At 56.9% G+C, this 17,801-nt stretch carries 13 protein-coding genes; 4 read left to right on the top strand and 9 right to left on the bottom strand.

The genetic code is table 11. The features are described 5' to 3' along the window. Positions 1-18: 18 nt before the first annotated feature. A complete protein-coding gene (locus HH1059_RS06635; protein ID WP_096409415.1) occupies positions 19-2,841 on the top strand; it encodes a hybrid sensor histidine kinase/response regulator in 2,823 nt (940 codons plus the stop codon). Between the two features lie 136 nt (positions 2,842-2,977). Here HH1059_RS06635 and HH1059_RS06630 read toward each other — a convergent pair whose 3' ends face one another. The 6 genes from HH1059_RS06630 to HH1059_RS13610 all read right to left on the bottom strand — a co-directional run bounded on the left by HH1059_RS06630 (position 2,978) and on the right by HH1059_RS13610 (position 9,844). After that, positions 2,978-5,704, bottom strand: coding sequence for a phosphoenolpyruvate carboxylase (locus HH1059_RS06630; RefSeq protein WP_096409414.1), 2,727 nt, complete (start codon positions 5,702-5,704; stop codon positions 2,978-2,980). Positions 5,705-5,970: 266 nt separating this feature from the next. Beyond that, complete coding sequence (locus HH1059_RS06625) at positions 5,971-8,082, bottom strand: heavy metal translocating P-type ATPase (protein WP_096409412.1); 2,112 nt, start codon at positions 8,080-8,082, stop codon at positions 5,971-5,973. Further along, positions 8,079-8,687 carry a YtxH domain-containing protein gene (locus HH1059_RS13280; RefSeq protein ID WP_162549408.1) on the bottom strand — a complete coding sequence of 203 codons (609 nt, stop codon included), beginning with the start codon at positions 8,685-8,687 and terminating at the stop codon, positions 8,079-8,081. Before HH1059_RS13280 ends, HH1059_RS06625 begins: the two co-directional genes overlap by 4 nt. Further along, complete coding sequence (locus HH1059_RS06610) at positions 8,680-9,027, bottom strand: hypothetical protein (RefSeq protein WP_096409408.1); 348 nt, start codon at positions 9,025-9,027, stop codon at positions 8,680-8,682. The genes HH1059_RS13280 and HH1059_RS06610 overlap by 8 nt, the downstream gene beginning before the upstream one ends. 35 nt (positions 9,028-9,062) lie before the next feature. Then, on the bottom strand, positions 9,063-9,407 hold the full coding sequence (locus HH1059_RS06605) for a hypothetical protein (RefSeq protein WP_096409406.1): 345 nt from the start codon (positions 9,405-9,407) through the stop codon (positions 9,063-9,065). A gap of 17 nt (positions 9,408-9,424) precedes the next feature. Continuing rightward, positions 9,425-9,844, bottom strand: a complete 420-nt coding sequence (locus tag HH1059_RS13610; protein WP_179948758.1) for a heavy-metal-associated domain-containing protein — start codon at positions 9,842-9,844, stop codon at positions 9,425-9,427. A gap of 297 nt (positions 9,845-10,141) precedes the next feature. On the opposite strand from HH1059_RS13610, the gene HH1059_RS06595 reads away from it, so the two are divergent. Continuing rightward, positions 10,142-10,633: an HMA2 domain-containing protein gene (locus tag HH1059_RS06595; protein ID WP_096409405.1), complete on the top strand. Its 492-nt coding sequence runs from the start codon at positions 10,142-10,144 to the stop codon at positions 10,631-10,633. Between the two features lie 2 nt (positions 10,634-10,635). Here the strand turns inward: HH1059_RS06595 and HH1059_RS06590 are convergent, their stop codons facing one another. Together HH1059_RS06590 and HH1059_RS06585 are read right to left on the bottom strand one after the other, a co-directional pair. Beyond that, a complete protein-coding gene (locus HH1059_RS06590) occupies positions 10,636-11,256 on the bottom strand; it encodes a cytochrome c (protein WP_096409403.1) in 621 nt (206 codons plus the stop codon). 228 nt (positions 11,257-11,484) lie between these two features. Continuing rightward, on the bottom strand, positions 11,485-13,596 hold the full coding sequence (locus HH1059_RS06585; protein WP_162549407.1) for a TonB-dependent receptor plug domain-containing protein: 2,112 nt from the start codon (positions 13,594-13,596) through the stop codon (positions 11,485-11,487). 466 nt (positions 13,597-14,062) lie between these two features. Here HH1059_RS06585 and hemP point away from each other — a divergent pair, with 466 nt between their 5' ends. Then, complete coding sequence (hemP, locus tag HH1059_RS14080; protein ID WP_096409400.1) at positions 14,063-14,317, top strand: hemin uptake protein HemP; 255 nt, start codon at positions 14,063-14,065, stop codon at positions 14,315-14,317. Positions 14,318-14,446: 129 nt separating this feature from the next. Beyond that, positions 14,447-14,947 carry a low molecular weight protein-tyrosine-phosphatase gene (locus tag HH1059_RS06575; RefSeq protein WP_096409399.1) on the top strand — a complete coding sequence of 167 codons (501 nt, stop codon included), beginning with the start codon at positions 14,447-14,449 and terminating at the stop codon, positions 14,945-14,947. 136 nt (positions 14,948-15,083) lie between these two features. Here the strand turns inward: HH1059_RS06575 and HH1059_RS06570 are convergent, their stop codons facing one another. Then, positions 15,084-17,801 (bottom strand): FecR family protein, encoded by a 2,718-nt coding sequence (locus HH1059_RS06570; RefSeq protein WP_096409397.1) that lies wholly within the window; start codon positions 17,799-17,801, stop codon positions 15,084-15,086.

Below are 17,801 nucleotides of genomic sequence, written 5' to 3'. Positions count from 1 at the left end.
ATTCTACCCTGGGTCTCTATGTCGCACAAAATAGTCGGGCTGGGGCGGTTGATGGTCGTCCTTGCCGGCATCCTGTTTGTTGCTCCGGCCCATACCGAGCGCACTATGACCTTGGGTGTCCTAGCCTTTGAGTCCCCTGAGGTGGCCGAGGAGCGGTGGCAGCCTTTCATTGAATACCTCGATGGTGAGATTGAGGGTGTGCGCATCGAGGGGGCTATAGCCGGCTATGCTGAGATAGAGCGGCTGCTCGCTGCAGGTGAGCTCGATTTCCTGCTCACCAATCCTCTGCACTATATCAGTCTGCGCAGCGATTATGCCTTCTCCGGCGCGCTGGCGACATTGATCACAGAACGTCAGGGAGAGCACCTGCGAAGTTTTGGTGGTGTTGCCTTTACCCGAGCTGACAATGAGCAGCTTGCAGACTGGGGCGATATCCCCGGCCATAAGATAGCCGCTGTTCACGAGGACTCTTTGGGTGGTTACCAAGCGCAAGCCATGGAGATGCTCTCCAGGGACCTGCCGAGCCCCGCTGAGGGTGAAATAGAATTCACCGGCATGCCGCATAAGCAGGTCGTTGAGGAGGTGATAAGCGGCGCGGCTGATGTGGGTTTTGTGAGGATAGGGGTCCTGGAGCGCTTGTGGGCAGATGGTGACCTAAGCCGCGATGAGGTTCGTATCATCGGCGAGCAGGATTTTGCAGGTTTTCCCTTTGCCGTATCAACTCAGCTCTATCCTGAGTGGCCCCTCGTTTATCTGGATCAGGCCGAGCACGAGCATAGCGGCATAGGGCGACAGGTTATAGCGGCCTTGTTGCGTCTTGAGGCCGATCACCCTGCTGCCCGGAGCGCGGAGATAGCCGGTTTTTCGGTGCCGATGGACTACGAGCCGGTGGAGAATCTTGCCCGCGCACTGAAACTGCCTCCCTACGATACTACGCTGCAGCTGAGTTGGGGTGAGCTCTGGGAGCTCTATAGGGCTCCCATTCTTGCCATCAGCGCGGCATTGCTGGTCTTTGCCACTTTGACCTTCGGCTTGCTGTTTACTAATAGGCGGCTGGTGTTGGCTCAGAGGGAGCTTAAGCGAGCGCAAAAGGATTCTGAGCAAGCACGCGAGGAGGCTGAACAGGCTCGTGAGGAGGCGGAGCGGGCCAATCGCGCTAAGAGTGAGTTTCTGGCCAACATGAGCCACGAGATCCGCACGCCGATGAATGCGGTAACCGGGCTGTGTCAGCTGCTGCTTGATACCGATCTTAATGAGCGGCAATTAGATCACCTAAAGAAGATTTATAGCTCATCGCGGATGCTGCTCGGCATCATTAACGATATTCTGGATTTCTCCAAGATTGAGTCCGGGCAGCTGGAGCTTGAGGCTCAAAGGTTTGATCTTAATGATGTGGTTGAGCAGATTGCTACGCTCCATGAGGATGCAGCTCAGGAGAAAGGGCTTGAGTTGAGATATGCCATTCAGCCTGATCTGCCGCGCATAGTGGTGGGCGATCAGCTGCGCATCACTCAGGTGCTGACAAATCTGCTCAGTAATGCGATCAAGTTCACCCCACGCGGCGGCAAAGTTGAGCTGAGTATCTTCGCTGTTGGGGATAGTAACAGCACGGACGCTGTTAGGGACAGTCACGGCGATGAGGCCGCGGACATCCGTTTTCAGGTTAGCGATAGTGGTATCGGGATAAGTGAACAGCATATTGAGCGCATCTTTGCGCCTTTCACCCAAGCTGATGCATCAACGACCCGGCAATACGGCGGTACCGGGTTGGGGCTCGTAATCTGCCGGCGTTTAGTGGAGAAGATGGGCGGAAACCTGGAGGTTGATTCGCGGCCTGGGGAAGGTAGCACCTTTTACTTCACGCTGCGGCTGCCGCTTGGCGATGAGCAGAGCGGTGTTATTACCGATGGCGGTCAGCAGGCCTCAGGCTATGCCTCACTCGAGGCTCAGGGCGGTACAGCTGATCGTGTCAGCCCGGGTGGGCAGGCGAGGGTGCCCGATCTTAGCGGGGCGGTGATCCTGTTGGTGGAGGATAATCCGCTCAACCAGGAGGTTGCCTCGCTGCTATTGGAGAAGACAGGGGCGCGGGTCCATACGGCCGAGAACGGATCCGAGGCCTTGGCTGCGGCAGCTGAGCAGCGACCTGACTTGGTTTTGATGGATTTACAGATGCCGGTAATGGATGGCTTTGAGGCGGCGCAGCGGCTGCAAGACTCGGGGTACTCCGGGCCGATCATCGCCTTATCGGCGGCGGTGCTCGATGATGATCGGCGCCGGGCTGCAGCAGCCGGGATGCAGACGCTGGTTAAAAAGCCGATAGAGCAGGCTGAGCTCTACGCCGTTTTGGCGGCTGAGCTGCGTCCACCGGCAAGTGATGCAGGCCAATCAGCCGGTAATGGTGACCAGATTAAGCCTGATACGGCAGTGCAATCGGCAGCTGTTAAGGAGGGTGCCCCGGCCGCCGGTCGAGAAAATTATGGTGAGGGTAATGGGGAGCTGCCTAGCGAATTACCGGGATTTGATATTGCGCGCGGATTGCAGATTATCGGTGGCGATCGGTCTACTTATGTTCGTTTATTGAAGCTATTTAAGGAGCAACTTTCGGAGTATCAAACCACGCTTATTGAGCCGCTGCGCAGCGGTGATGCCGATTGGGAGGCGGTACGCCGCACAGCTCATACCCTAAAGGGCAGTGCCGGGAATATCGCTGCGGTGGAGCTCGCTGATCTGGCAGCGCGGATTGAGCAGGATTTGAGAACCGGCGAGCCGGTAGATGGGCAATTAGTTGACGCCCTGGAGCGTGCTCTTAAGAGCGCAGAGCAGGCTATCGGGAATCTTTAAAACTCCCCCGGAGCCACGAACTGTCCCGGTGTGGAGATCATGGCGCCATGGATGGCGCCATGAAGCCTCCAGGGAAGGATTCACGGCGTCCTCCACCGCGGGGAGTAATGAGAGGCGTGAGTAACGCTGCCACCCCCTAACCAGTATTCTGCAACCCCGAACTCAACCCAGCTATAGTCATCTTGACCAAATCAGTCCACGGCCCCCGGTCCTGCTCACTGGCATTGCGAAGCTGGTCTAAGGCCGCGAGCTGCAACAGGGATAGGGCATCCACATCGGTGCGGCGTAGCTCCTGACTAGCCTGGGCAAACGGCTGACGTTCGAGCAGATAATCCTTACCGGTCGCAATCAGCACCCACTTCTCGGTGCGTTGCCACTCATCGAGGATGCGATCGCGCAGCTGCGGCTGCTCGCCCATATCCAGCGCCTTGCTGCCCAGGATCATATCGGCGCGGGCCAGTCCCATCTCGACATTCTCCAGCAGCTGAGCGAAGAAGGGCCATTCGCGGCGCATTTCGCGTAATTTGGCAATACCCCCTTGCTCCTCGCCGATTACCGCCAGCCCGGTGCCGACTCCATACCAGGCGGCAAGGTTGATGCGGCTCTGCGACCAGGAAAAGACCCAGGGTATGGCGCGCAGGCTTTCCAGATCGCGGGCTTTGCTGCGGTGGGCAGGGCGCGAGCCGATCTCCAGCTGACCAATCTCTTCGTAGGGGGTGACCCGGGCGAAGAACTCGGCAAACCCCGGCGCCTTCACCAACTCCAGATAGGCGCTCTCACTAGCACTGCTCATCCGTTGGAGATCGTCACGATAGCGCCCCGCCAGCCGCGCCGCGTGTTCTTCGGCGTGGTGGGTAGACATGGCGAGCACGGCGTTGGTTGTCCGCTCCAGATGCCAGCGCCCCGATTCGACGGTCCGATACCGGGTGAAGATCATTTCGCCTTGCTCAGTTACCTTAAGGCGGGCACTTACTGAACCCGCCGCCTGGCCGCGGATTGCCCGATTCAGCGGCCCGCCGCCGCGGCCTAAAGAGCCGCCACGGCCGTGGAAAATGGTCAGGTTGATATCGTTATCACGGGCCCAATTGGCCAAGCGCTCCTGGATGTCGTGGAGCACGGCGTTGGCTGCAAAGACGCCCACATCCTTGGCCGAGTCGGAGTAGCCAACCATGACCTCGAGGTGATTGCCACGCTCGGCTAAAGCAGCACGCTCGCCTGGTAATTGCAGAATCTCATCGAGCACCCGCTCGGCGTGCTCTAAATCGCGCCGGGTCTCAAACAGCGGCACTACGTCGAGGCGAAAATCGGGCCATTGCTCCGCTGGCACGGCTAGGCGAGCTAAGGCGCGTACTGCCACCAGATCGGCAGCCGAGCGGGTGAAAGAGATTATGTAGCGGTGACAGGCACGCGGCCCATGGGTGGCTTGAACCTGTGCGGCTGTGCGCAGGGTGTCCAGGACCTCCTGAGTCTGTTCGGTGGTCGGCTCGGGGGTCGTCTGCCAACCGTCACGAGCCAGGCGGTCAAGGGCGTGGGCATCGTCGCTGTAGCCGGGCGCCAGTTCTTCGATGGCCGCGGCGTGGATACTAGAGTGCTGGCGCAGTTCCAACTCCGCAAGGTGAAAGCGGAAGGTGGCCACCTGCCAGCGCAGATCCTGTATCTCGCCGTAGGCCAGCCGCGGTACGCCGGCATCATCTAGGGAGCGTTGCAGGCAGTCGAGATCGGCGATCATCTGCTCGGCGCCGGTATAGCCGCGCGGGTCGCTCTGGCGCCGAGCCCTAAGCCGCTCGGCGGCGTAAACAAGCTTGTGCCGGTGCGGCTGATCGGGGGAGGTGCGCTGCAGCGCTGCCGCTTGCTCAGGGAAGTCTTGCTGGTCACGCTCGAGCTGGCTTTGCAGCTGCTCTGAGGGCTTGATGTAGCGATCACTGGCAGTGAATAGCCGGGCGATATTACGGGTGCGCCGCTCCAGGCGTTCCAGCACTTGCTCGGTCTGCTGCTCTACAGCCTGGCGGGTTACTTGAGCGGTGACGTTGGGGTTGCCGTCGCGATCCCCGCCGACCCAGGAGCCGTAGCGCAGGAATGCCGGGGTGCGCGGGGGCGTAGCGCCGGTGTAACGCCGTGCTAGGGTGCGTTCTACCTCGCGGTAAACTCCCGGTACGAGGTCGAAGAGGGTCTGATCGAATACCGCCATTATGCGCCTGACCTCATCGAGCGGGGTAGGGCGCTCCTGCCGAAAAGGCGCGGTCGCCCACAGGGCGGTAAGTTCTTCGGCTAAGCGCCGGCGAACGTCGACCGCGAAGGCGTCGTCCGCCTCCGGGGCGTCGAGGCGTTCGAGCTGCTGCGAGATCCGTTGTAGGCCATCGACTACCGCCCGCCGGCGGGCCTCGGTGGGGTGGGCGGTCAGCACCGGATGGATGCGCAGGCGCTGGATTAGCGCCTCGACCGCTTCACTGCCTTCGAGTTCGATAACCTCGTGGATGCCGGACTCGATGGCATCTTCGACGATGCGCCCATCGCGGCCCTGGGCGCGCAGACTGCGCACGCGCTGACGGTCCTCGGCTAGGTTGAGCAGCTGACAGTGCAGGGTCAGGGCGCGGGCCACCTTATGGGCGGTGGTGGGGTCGAGCTCGCGCAGTTCATTGAGGATAGGATCGGGATCGGCACCTTCTGCGGATTGCAGGTAGAGCTCATGGGCGGCCTGTCTCAGACGCGCTAGGGGGATTAAAACCCTATCACCTTCACACTCCTTGAGCACGTCGTAGAGAATCCCGTCGAGCATGGCGATCTCATCGCGCAGCTGCGCGGGGATGAAGCTGGCATCGCTTACTGCGGATATATCCGAGAACCTGGCGCTGATTGGTTGCATGGTGCTGGCCTTCGGAGGATAAGCGCGTGGACCAGGCCGGATGTGCCCGGAATCTGCTGCCTATCGTCAATTTGTTCATCCATTATGGGGTGCCTCTAAGAACTTCGCCGGCGCCACCATCTGCCCCGGTGTGGAGCTCTTGGCGCCAGGGATGGCGCCATGAAGCCTCCAGGGATGGATTCACGGCGTCCTCCACACCGGGGCAGATGGTGGCGCCGGCGAAGTTTTAGAGGCTCTCTATGGTAGACCATAATGGAGGTGTTGCGTCAAAGACGCTGCGTCGGTCCGGCAAGCGCCCGCAGCAGGGTCAGAATGGTGCTGCCATTATGGATAACCGAGGTGCTAACCGGGCTTAGCAGGCCTGCTGCCGCGGCAAGAAGTATGGTCGAGTTGACTCCCACAGTAATGCGGAAATTACTGTCGATAAGCCGTTTGGTCGCTAATGCAAGGCGTTTGGCGTCGGCTATCCGGGAGATATCGTCCTCGAGCAAGGTTATATCGGCTGCTAGACGGGCGAATTCAGCGCCGTTGTGCATGGCCAGCCCAACGTGAGCACCGGAGAGGGCAGGGGCGTCATTTATTCCGTCACCCACGAAGGCTATCCTGCCGCCGTTTGCGGTTAGTTCGGTTAGGACATCGGCTTTTTGCTCCGGCATCAGTTCGGCGCGATAGTCATCTAGTCCTAATTCCAGCGCAGTGGAGTGCGCTCGCTCCTGGTGATCGCCGGTGAGCATGATGATCTTGTTCACGCCGAGTCGGCGCAGTTCGGCGACCGTCGCTGCACTCTCTGCGCGCAGGGTATCCTGCAGGGCGATGATACCGAGTAGCTCGCCGCCGAAGCCGATGTAGAGAATGGTTTTGCCTTGCCTGATGAGCTCGCTGATATGCTTTTCCTGGTCCCTGGTATCAATCCCCTCATGATCCTCCAGAAAGTGGCGGGAGCCGACTACGATACGTTTGCCATCTATGTCGCTCGCAACGCCGTGGGCAACGATGAACTCGACCTCTTGGTGGTTGAAATGCTGTTTATTGTCTAGCCGTTCGGCTGCCTCGACGACAGCCATGGCCATGGGGTGGAAGTAGTGCTCTTCAACCGAGGCGGCGAGGTTGATCAGATCCTCAGCGCTGTAATCGGCGTCAAACGCGATTGAGTCGGTCACCTCCAGCATACCGCTGCTCAGGGTGCCGGTCTTATCGAATACGAAGGTATCGGCTTCGGCCAAGCGCTCCAGCGCTTCGGCTCCTTTGACCAGCATGCCTTTGCTGCCGGCGCGGTACATAGCCGATTTAAAGGCCACCGGAGTCGCCAGTTTGAGGGCGCATGAGTAGTCGGCCTGTAATACCGCGGCCACCCTTTCCCAGTCGCGGGTTAGTACCCAGGTGGCACCGGAGAGGCCGACCACCATTGGCACTAGGCCGTCGGCTAGTTGCGCCGTCTGTAACTGCGTTGTGCCTTTGGCCGCCAGGGCCTGCTCGACGAAGTCGGCAATGCGTGAAGATGCTGCGTTACTGCCTACGCGCTCGGCGTATATACACAGCCGCCCCTCCTCAACCAGGGTGCCGGATAGCGCGCTGTCACCGCGGCGCCTTTTAACAGCCAGGCTCTCTCCGGTCATAGTAGCTTCGTTGACCTGTGCTATGCCGCTGAGCACAGTGCCATCGATGGGGATAACCTGCCCGGTGCCGACGATAACGCTATCGCCGGTTTCCAGTTCGCGCGAGTCAACCAGCACCTCAACGCCATCGCGTTCGACCCAGACTTCGTTATCCGTCGGGTGCATGAGGTGCTTGAGGAGGTTATCCGAGCGCCGGGCGATGGTATCTTCTAGCTGCTCGCCGAGGGCGAGGAGGAATGAGGTGGCGTTGGCGGCCAAAAAGTCTTTTCGACCCAACGAGATGGCTACTGCCACCCCTTCGAGAACATGCGAACTGAGGTTGCGCGAAAACAGATCGCTAGTCGCCTTGGCAATTACCGGGGCGGCGGTAAATATGCTCAGCGGCATCATGAATGCCGGGTTGAGTCGTAAAGCAGCAAGCAGTGCCGCACCGCTTAGCAGGGTTCTGCCCCAGCCCCCACGCCGTGCTCGCTCGCGAGGTATAGCGATAATTTGCTCAGGTGGTTCCAGCTCGCTTATGCGCCTAGCCAGGGTGTGGACATCGGTCAATTCGGTGTCGATGGTCACCGCCAATGAGCGCACCTTGCTGTTAACGCGGACATGCGTCACCCCTTTAAGTGACTCGACCGCGCGTTCGATGCGTTTTGCCGCGAGCGGGGTAGCGGGCAGACAGCGATAGCGAAAGCGAATCCGCCCCCATGAGCCGCCCCAAGCGGCGTGGAGCGGCTGCAGTTCGGCAAACCAACTTCCGCCGTTGCTCATTGATTCTTATGGCGCTCGGCGTCCAACTCGGCCTGGATGTCAGCAAGCTGCTCTTTGAGCTCTTCGACCCCACCGGTAAGATTGGAGTAGAGGTTGACTCCGGCGCGCATTAGCTTCTCCCGGGTCTCCTCGTCGCTGAGCACCCAGGCGGCACCAGCGCCGACGGCTAGACCCATTAGAAACTGCTGGGAGTGGGGGGCGTTGAGCAGCCCCTGCAGCCAACCTTGTTGACCAGCGCCATATCCACCCTGGCCGTAGCTGTAGCCATAACCCTGGCCCTGGCCTGCTCCGTAGCCTTGATCTGGATGCGGTTGATAGAAGGGGTTGGCGCCGGGGTAGTGACTAGGGTGATAACCGTGGTGCGGGCCGTAGCCCGGATGGGCAAAGCCGTGAGGATGATAGTAACCGGGGGCTGGGCCGTAACCGGGAGGGACGGCTCCAGGGTGCGGGTGGCCGCCATGGGGAGGGTAGCCAGGGGCAAAACCGGGGCCGAAATGGTGCGGTTGGTGATGAGCGTACCCATAGTGAGGGTGGTAGCCGGGCTGCTGGTAATGGCCATCGCCCCAGCCTTGATGATTATGCTCTTTGTCGTCCTCTTTACTCATCTTCGCTGACCTCACGTTCGGTTGATTTGTGGTTGTGGTTTGCTGTTTGGCGCTCCCCCAGCATCCGCTCTATGAGGTAGACACCAGCTAAGCCTGCGCAGGCAGATACTGCGGCATTGGTGTAGTCGCGCTCCGCAATTGCTACTGCAGCCCTTGCCCCCGCAGCAATAGCTGTGCCTTCCTGGAGGGAGTTGCGAGCGATGGTGCGCATCTCAACTGGGGGGTTGCCCTGCATCCCGTGGCGTACTGCGCTAAGGCATGCCCCGGCAACCAGGCCGCGAATAAAGTAGCCTCTGTAATCGCGCCGATAGTCAAACGGGGCCGGTTTAGAGTTGTCCATAGATCCTCCGCATAACCTCCGCGAAGAGGGTGTGATTATTTATCTTCGCCGCCCCCGAAGGAGTCACTGCTGCTATCTGTTGCCACCTCTTCTGCATCAATGCTTTGCTGAGCATCCACCGAGTCATGGCTAGCGCTATGCCCATGCCCATGCCCGTGCCTATGCCCATGATGGGTTGCCTCGTCCTCATGGTGATCGCTCTCAAGGTAATTGCGGGCTTTGGAAGAGGCGCCCTCTATGCCCTTGAGCCCCGAGGCTGTAGCGCGGCGGACACTCTTACCGGCTCTATCTATGCTGCTTTGGGTCCGTTCATTTTTGATCATTCTGAGGGCGACGGCGCCAACCGCAAGGCCGGCGGCAAAAGGTATTATCGGGTGCATATTTATCCCTCCGCTACTTATCTGTTGGGCATTGCTTCATCTATTACTGCCTGAACGGCACTCTCCTGCAGGGGTTTATCTATTAACTGCTGTAACTCTGCTGCTTGGGGCGTTGCGTTTCCGGCGAGCAGGTCACTCCAGCCTGCCTCGGGTATTCTCTGGGGATCGTACTCTATCGTGCAGGAGCGCGCATACGGGTTGATGCGCACCGATTTAATCCCCGGGGTTTGCTGGAGCAGGGTATGGGCTTTCTTGAGTGAGTCTTTGCTCGGCAGACGCAGGCCGCGCGCGGCTAGATCAGCTTCCAGTTTGAAGCGGATTCTGCCGCTGATGTGGTGAGCGATGCGCACACAAGAGAGTAGTTCCCAGACCGGGTGAGTTTCCTGTCGGGGTGATTCTGGCGCACAAGCCTGCGCTTTGGAATGGTCACTAGCCAAGTCGCCTCCGTGTGGCAGTTGGTACTAACTTCAGGGATCTTCTGATTAGTTGCTGGTAACTCTATGCAATATACCGAAGTCCTTGATCCTTGAGCTAGCAACATCCTTGGCTGGCGAAAACAGGCTGGCTGGGATGTTTGTTGCGTCGTTTTGCGATCCGGTAGGGGGCTCTGGATACCCCAGGTTCCTATTCGCTGTACCTTGCTATGATACCTATTGCAAATCTAGCTGCAAGCATCCAATCTTACCGCCAGGAAGAGAGATTAATATATATATATAACAGGTGTTCTGCTTGTCATGATCAGCATAGTAGCCTCCATCCCCGGTCGTCTGCGCGTACGCGGCGATGAGTTGCGCGCCCCTGGAAGCCTGCAACGGTTACAGCACCACTTGTGGGAGTTGGATGATGTAATTGATGTGCGGGTAAACTCCAAGGCCGGTTCGGCGGTGGTCCGCTATGATCACCAAGCTGCTGCCGGGAGGTCGCTGGAGCTTGAGATTCTAAAAGTAGCAGAGCAGGTGTTGGGGGTTAGCTACGCTGCTCCGAGCCCGGTTAAGTCTGCTCAACGTGGTAAGCGTGGCGCTGGGGGCAGCCGCAAGTCGCGCCCGGCACGGATGGTAGCCAATCGGCATGCAAAGCAGGTGATGCTAGGCAGCCTCGTGGTTGTTTTGGCGACCGGGCTGTTTAGGTACCCGGGGTGGCGGTATTGGCATACCGTCACCGGCTGGGCTTTTTTTGCTGCTCTGGCAGTGCATATGTATGTCTATCGCCGCCATTTGCTGCGCTAGTTTTACTCTTCCGAGGCGAATTTGTAGCTCGCGTGACAGGCGACACAGTTATCCTTTATCCGGGCAAGCTGGCGCTGGGTATGTTGGGGGTCTGCCTTATCCCGGGCATCCTTGGCCATCTGCATAAAGTCCTCGTGCATGCTGTGCATCATCGCCTGATAGGCGGACGGCATGATCTGCTCCATGCGCTCATGGCGGGGTCCGCCATCCCCCCTGCGGCCTTCGCCGGCTCCCCTTAGACCGTCGCCTCGCATGGCCATCCCGCCACTCTGTTCGCCTCTGCCTTGACCTAAGGTGGAGTTGGGTTGGTCGTTATCGTTATCGACTAAGTCCTCCCGATATCGGCTTGGCACGCCCTGAATAGCTTTCTCCTCTACGGTTTGCATATCGCCATCCAGGGTGGCCCAGAGGATTTCGGTGGTGATCTGCAGGTATTCCCGCATCCGCGCCTGGCAGTGCTCCTGATCGGCGCGGGGTATCTCTATTGCGGTGCGTGATTCGGCATGAGCCGGGGTGGCTATTACGGCGCTGAACAGTGCGCAAGCGGCGCATAATGAGTATACGGCAATCCTGCGCAGTAGCGGTTGTTGTGCAGCTGCGGCGGTTAATCTTGAGTGATCCATGAGCGAACACCTCGCTGAATTTAATGCCCGGTTTTTGTAGCTTTGGGGCGCCTCTCTAAACTCCCCACTGGGCATGTTTGCCTCGGCGTGGAGGACACCGCGGATCCATCCCTTGAGGCTTCTTGGCGTCATCCCTGGCGTCAAGAGCCCTCCTCACCGAGGCTGCCATGCTCAGTGGCGACCTTTGGAGGTTCCTTTTGTTAGCTATTACTGATTGGCGCTGCCAAATTAAAACTCATACTCCATGCCAACCCGGGCAAAGCGTCCAGGATCAGCATACAGTGAGGAGTCGTTACCTTCATCAAATATGTTATCAACAGCTGCGTAAAACCGGGTTCCTTCCCAGTTGGTAGGTCGGTAGTTGGCGTTGAGGTCGACGGTGGTATAGCTTTCATCAACCTCATCATCGTCGGTGGCAGTGTAATATTCATCAGTAAAGCGAGCCCTGGCCTGCAAGCTCCAGGCTTCTCTAGGCTGCCAACGGATACTGGCCATGCCGCTGAACTCGGGGGCGTTGGGGATGAACTCGTAATCCAGGTCTTGGCGGGTCACCTCGCGCCAGGAGGCATCCTCGAGCCAGGTTATGCTCAGATCCGTACCCCAAGTAGGAGACCAGTCTGCCTCGATAGCGGCCTCCAGCCCTCGCGTCCTGGATTTCCCGATGTTGTAGAAGGTCCTGTAGCCCTCATCTCGATAGCGAACCCTTTCAATGCGATTGTCGATCTCGGTGTAGAAGGCGCTAAGATCATAGCGCAGTTCTCTTTCTCTGGGGGTGCCTAGGCTGCCCCTTAGGCCTATTTCAAGGTTCTCGCTCTCCTCAGGGTCGAGCTCGTGAGTATCTTTTTTTTCATCGCGGATGACCCGGGCACCGAGGTTTAGGTCACCCGCAGGTGTATGGGTGTCGGCATAAAGGTCGCGCGTCTCAGGGTATTTAAAGCCCTGAGCGTAATTGGCGCGTAGTTGCATCTGTGGTGCTAGTGCGTAGATGATACCGCCTTCTACAGAGGTATTGTCCTGATCTATGGAGGCATCGTCGTAGCGGGCGCCATAGATGACATCGAGCCTGTCGGTGGCTTGCCATTCGTGCTGCGCGAAGACGCCCGCCTGCCAGCGCGTGCTGCCTTGTTGGCCGTCAATATGGTCTTCTTGTTCGTGATCTAGGTGTTCAAAACCAAGCTGTAGGGTGTGGTTTGGGTCTGGGGTCCATGTGCTCAAAAACTCATTTCTCAAGTCAGTAAGGGTGATATCGCGCTCTCGGAAATCACTCTCGCTTTGGGTTGCCCAGCCCAGGTCCTGATAGGGGATAACCGGCACGAAACGATCCTTCTCGTAGCGGCTGTAATAGATGCGGTGGTTCAGGGCAAGGTTATCTGTTGCCTGCCAATCGGCGCTAGCCGCGATTTCGTAACGCTGGTTGTCGTCATGCCAGCTAACCGGGATGTTGAAGGCGGGGCGGTAGCTATCATTGTGTTCCAGTGCAGTGTTGTTGCGCCCGGTGTTGATATAGTCACGGCGGCGCTCTTCTTTCATGTAGCTGCCCTCGAGCGCGACGCTGAAGCGGTCATTGAACCAGTGCTCAAGGGAGCCGCCGATGGTGTAGACGTCGGCCTCGTCGCGCCGGTACTCGTCGATGGTGTACGTGTCCTCGAGGTCATCCAGCTCGCTCGCCCAGCCCGGTGGGGGAGCGTCGGATGGTGGCGTTCTGTCGCCACCGAGGCCGACGTTGCCCGTCTCTTCCTCCTTATAGCCATCCCGGCTCTGGGCCTGGCCAAAGAGGCTCACCAGGGTGTCCTCACTGCCGCCGAGCAGATTGAACGAGGCATTGTATTGCTGAGCCTCGCCGTCCTCGGTGCGGGCGCCGGCCTGTAGGTCGATACTCCCCTGCAGGCCTGGTTCGGGACGGCGGGTCACGATGTTAATGACGCCGCCTAGGGCATCGGAGCCGTAGAGGACGCTGCCGGGTCCCTTGACGATCTCAATCCGATCGATCCGTCCGGTCGGGATACGGTTGAGCGCGTAGCGACGGCTCGGCTCGCCGAGGACCCGGCGGCCATCGATCAGTATCACGGTATCCTCGCGTTTCGCCCCGCGGATCGAGTGCGATGTCCCGTCTGGGCTTACAAACATGCTTGATTGATTGCGCAGAACCTGATCAAGCATGGTGGCACCACTGCGTTTGATCTGTTCAGAGGTGATCACCTCAATGCTGCCCGGGCTTTCATCGCGAGCTCTCTCACTGCGGGTTGGGGCGGTGACGGTTACGGGATCAAGGCCGTGGTGGAATAGGGGATCGTTTGCGTTGTCGTCGGCACTGCTGCCGGCACTATAGCCAGCAGCCAAAAAGGCTCCAGCGCCTAGCAGCAACCCGGGTAGGGAGGAGTTGGTGAGGTTTATGCGCGGATCAGTTCCAGAGCTTGCAACTGCTGAGCTGGATGTTACGTATTGTTGATGCCGAACTTTAAGAATGCATCCTAACTTAGCCACTCTCATCTTTTTATCATTCCCTGGTTATCTGCTGTGAGCAGGTGATACTTACGCTTCCTGGCTTGCTCTCAAGGTGGAGAAGAGCTGGCTTGGCTTGTTGGTAGCAATGGTAATGATTATTATTCAGTAGTCAATAAGGGCTTTGGATTTTTTTGTATTTACGCATAAATGAATATAAATGCACCGATTAAAACGCTAGCACGCATTAAATTACTCTAATTCTATATCTGGTGAAGAACTGGGACAGCCTTGACATGCAAACGATAATCGTTACTATTCGATACAGAAACTTCGCTAGTAGCCTTTTTTTGGGGGGCGGAACATGGATTTACATAAGAACAAATCAAATCTTTCTACAGTAAAGACAGACTGTGCCAATACCTCGGTATGTGCGCATGGCGGTGAAGAATTATGCGGGTGCTGTCAGGGGTGTGGTGCATGCGGCCGCAGTAAAAGGCCGAATAAGTTCAGCAGCGAGGAGTTGTTCTGTGGGTGTCGGCAATTGATCATAGTTCATGGCGAGCAGGAGTACCGACTACAGCAAACCCGCCAAGGAAAATTGATTTTAACCAAATAAATCATAGTCTGGGAGAGTAAGCGCTGATTGAGAAACAACTAGATTGCTCGTATGCTTAAGGGGTTTGCGTGGCTTAACATTTTTTTCGGTTTTAGAGGCCCCAACAGGAAGCAATATTAGGGATATCCGATGGAAGATAGTGCGAGCATTAGAATCCTCTTAGTCTGCATGGGCAATATCTGCCGTTCCCCCACAGCTGAGGGAGTACTGCGTGAGCGCCTGCGCCAGGCCGGTTTGCAGGGGGTGGTAGAGACAGATTCAGCTGGTACCCACGATTACCATATCGGCAAGGCCCCTGATCCGCGCGCCCAAGATGCCGCTAGTCAGCGCGGTATCGATATCAGCGACCTGCGCGCCCGGCAAGTTGAGCGCAGCGATTTTGATGAATTCGACCTGATTCTGGCCATGGATCAGGATAATTTTGATCTGTTGCGTGCTGATTGCCCACCCAAGCATGCCGATAAACTAGGCATGTTTCTCGATTACGCCGCGCAGCGTCGAGAGCGCGAAGTGCCCGACCCGTATTTTGGCGGCAGGCAGGGCTTTGAGCTTGTCTACGACCTGATTGAGGAGGCCAGTGAAGGCCTGGTGGACGATCTTAAGCAGCGGTTGGGGCGCTCCCGCTCCTAACATCCCTCTTGTGAGCACCCCACGATGCCCCGTTAAGTGGAGGTCTAAGCGCTACCCTTAGCGCAGAGACCTCCACAGCGCAAATATTGGCATATACAAGAGTAGAGTATTTTCGAGGTGGCCACACGGCCTATGCTTATTCCTCGAAGTAAATCACTCCCTCTAAGGCATGGGAGCCTTGTAGTTCTTCCAGGTTGCCGACATCTTCGAGCCAAAAGTGCTCATGAGCATTTAGCCGGAGGTTGCCTCCAGCACCAAGTTGATCCGGCTCCCCGTATATAGCTAGGGACATAACGCCCGTAACACCGCTAGTAGCTTTGAAACCGTTCTCACCTTCCGCGGTTAACTGCAGATCTCCCTCTAGTGCAAATGAAACTAGTAAGTTAGCTGGATCTAATGCAAGGTCATGTGAATCATTTATATTCCATAACTCATAGACACTATGGTCTTCAATAAAAAATTCACGCTCGAGTGCTAGGTCTAAATCCAGTCCTTCAGGTTCAAATATCAAGTTGCCTGAACCAAAATATGTGTTTATGCCTGTAGGGGGGATGTCAGTAAATAGCTTAAATGTATCACGGTGATCGATGCCTTCCGGGAGAGTCGATAAAAGAATACCGCCTTCCAGAGCCATATCTATGCCATCACTCTCCAACCTCGATAACATTGCGTCGTACTGGTAGTCATCCCAAGTAAAGGCACTGCGGCCGTATAGCCAAACAACCGGATACTCTGTTCCTAATTCTTCACCGGCGTATAAGCTGGCACTAGGCAGAATCACTCCACCTTCATCTTTTTGCCCCCATGCTCCCCAGTAGACCTCATGACTGGTTGATTCGCCGCTATCAAGCAGTTCATCATCGCCTCTTTCTAGGCTCATTAGATAATCTTGAAAATTGTCCGGTTCGTCTTCCCAGGCAGCATCTGTATAATCCCAGATGCTAAAAACCACGTCTTCATGTGGATCATCACCTGGTTCGGCTGGGAAGAACAACAAGGGTGTAGTTGTTTCAGGATAGCTTAGCTTGGCTACTCCAAAAGAAATATAGTCGAAACTATGGTAAGGAATTTCGTCATTATATCCGTTACCATAATCAGGCAAGTCGGGTTCTTTTTCAGGTGGCGATATATGACTATCTATATCAGCTATTAACCCCTCCTGCAGATATAGTGCAGCTATCAATTCGGAGTCATAGAATTCATCAGGCAGCTCTCCGTCATTCCATATATGTTGTTGATAAGAGTAGTCTGCCTCGAGATGCAGAAGGGCCCCGGCACTGGCATCATCAGGGTCGCCGTAGAGCTGAATCACTACCTCTCCGGATAAGTCTGCTTCTGCTAGGTATTGGTGATCATCGCACGTTAAGCATCGAGCATCAGTTATCTGATACCTACCACTTACGGTGCTTATTTCCAAAGTCAGATCATTAGCATTGATTGAGACGCTGTCACTGAACTCTGCGTGCCAGCGCTCCCAGAATTGATCTTCGCTTGTGGTGGCTAAATTGCTCGGTATGGCCGTCTCTAAAAGCATTTCGGCTGATGAGTTAAGACCATCGCCAGCCGTAAAATCTAGGTTAAAGGCAGCAAAATCTGTCTCTGCAACTGAAATAGCCTGTTCGCCGAGCAGTTTGGCAGGGCTGCCGGAGATCACGCCATCAATTGCGCCCAACTGCAGTTTACCTTCAACCTCGAGTCGCTCGATAAAGGATGTCTTAAACTCCGCCGGTTCAAGATCCGATCTCCCCGTAATCCATACTACGGGGTCTTTTGCAGGGTAGACCCATGCGCCCCAGGAACTCTGTCCTCTGCTGCCGAAGGCTTGCGTTTCACCGTCCTCTCTGACAATAGGATCACTGTTATCAGCTAGCTCAAACTTCATGCCAGCAGGGTCGGTTGGATCATACTTTACCGAGGCCTTAAATACCTTGGGATTGTCGCTATCAGGATCGCTGGTAAATATTAAAGCGCGGACTGAATCGTCAACTTCCTCCTCTGATACCTCGCGCTGCTGATCGGCCACTGCCTCAGTTACGGTATCCTCACTGTCACTATCATCAGCGTCAGCGCTCTCATCAGTTAACTGGTCATCTTCAGTCTCTTCGTCGGCAGGCTCATCCTGATCGTCTGGTTCATCTTCTTGATCTTCCTCTTCTTCTGCCTCATCCTCTTCAGGCTCATCATCCTCATCTTCACCGACGTCCTGCGTGACGCTGTCAAGCTGTACGGGACGTGACGGCAAAGGCTCAGGAGGGGTTTCCGCATCTATTACTTGGAAGTAAGTGTCGGGCTGATCTTCACCGGTCAACAGGCGCTCGGGGGATGCGCCCGCGTTCTCTACCCAGCCACTACCACGAGGAGTACCACCGACGGTGCCGAAGGCGTCGCCGTGGGCAATCTCGGAAATGGTCCCGCGTACCCCGATAACCGCAACTGGGGTCTCTATAGAGTAGTTTTCTTCGCCACGAATGGCCCCGGTTATAGCCCGCATGCCCCCTTCGATGAGTGACTTGCGTGTTTCTCCGCTTTGCTCTTCAGCGTCGAACTCAAAATGCTCAAAGGTCAATCGGGTATCGCTGCGCAGGGTTATGCTCTGGTCGTCGTTCAGGCGGATCTGGGCGCGGGCGTTGCTAGCGGTGTGGATCGTATCCCCAACATATATCTCATCGCGACGCGATAGGCTGCGCCTCGAATCGTCTCGCTCGGCGTAGACATCGCCACGAGTGGCCAGCACCATGCCTATACTGCTATTCCCAGCTAACACTGCGGCGGGGGCCGCAAAAAGACCAGCAGCTAAGGCCACTCCCGGGAGAGCATAGTGGGTTACCTTTTTGGTACAGAGAGAACTAGTCAT

It is taken from the genome of Halorhodospira halochloris, assembly GCF_002356555.2.
Lineage (GTDB): Bacteria > Pseudomonadota > Gammaproteobacteria > Nitrococcales > Halorhodospiraceae > Halorhodospira > Halorhodospira halochloris.
The sequence above is the reverse complement of the archived record's forward strand: the minus strand, read 5'-3'. Positions and strand labels throughout refer to the sequence as shown.

Excerpts from the sequence above, each read along its gene's own strand:
- HH1059_RS06605 (WP_096409406.1), bottom strand. The coding sequence starts at position 9,407 with ATGCACCCGATAATACCTTTTGCCGCCGGCCTTGCGGTTGGCGCCGTC.
- HH1059_RS06610 (WP_096409408.1), bottom strand. The coding sequence starts at position 9,027 with ATGGACAACTCTAAACCGGCCCCGTTTGACTATCGGCGCGATTACAGA.
- HH1059_RS06590 (WP_096409403.1), bottom strand. The coding sequence starts at position 11,256 with ATGGATCACTCAAGATTAACCGCCGCAGCTGCACAACAACCGCTACTG.
- HH1059_RS06635 (WP_096409415.1), top strand. The coding sequence starts at position 19 with ATGTCGCACAAAATAGTCGGGCTGGGGCGGTTGATGGTCGTCCTTGCC.
- HH1059_RS06630 (WP_096409414.1), bottom strand. The coding sequence starts at position 5,704 with ATGCAACCAATCAGCGCCAGGTTCTCGGATATATCCGCAGTAAGCGAT.
- HH1059_RS06595 (WP_096409405.1), top strand. The coding sequence starts at position 10,142 with ATGATCAGCATAGTAGCCTCCATCCCCGGTCGTCTGCGCGTACGCGGC.
- HH1059_RS13280 (WP_162549408.1), bottom strand. The coding sequence starts at position 8,687 with ATGAGTAAAGAGGACGACAAAGAGCATAATCATCAAGGCTGGGGCGAT.
- hemP (WP_096409400.1), top strand. The coding sequence starts at position 14,063 with ATGGATTTACATAAGAACAAATCAAATCTTTCTACAGTAAAGACAGAC.
- HH1059_RS06625 (WP_096409412.1), bottom strand. The coding sequence starts at position 8,082 with ATGAGCAACGGCGGAAGTTGGTTTGCCGAACTGCAGCCGCTCCACGCC.
- HH1059_RS06570 (WP_096409397.1), bottom strand. The coding sequence starts at position 17,801 with ATGACTAGTTCTCTCTGTACCAAAAAGGTAACCCACTATGCTCTCCCG.
- HH1059_RS06575 (WP_096409399.1), top strand. The coding sequence starts at position 14,447 with ATGGAAGATAGTGCGAGCATTAGAATCCTCTTAGTCTGCATGGGCAAT.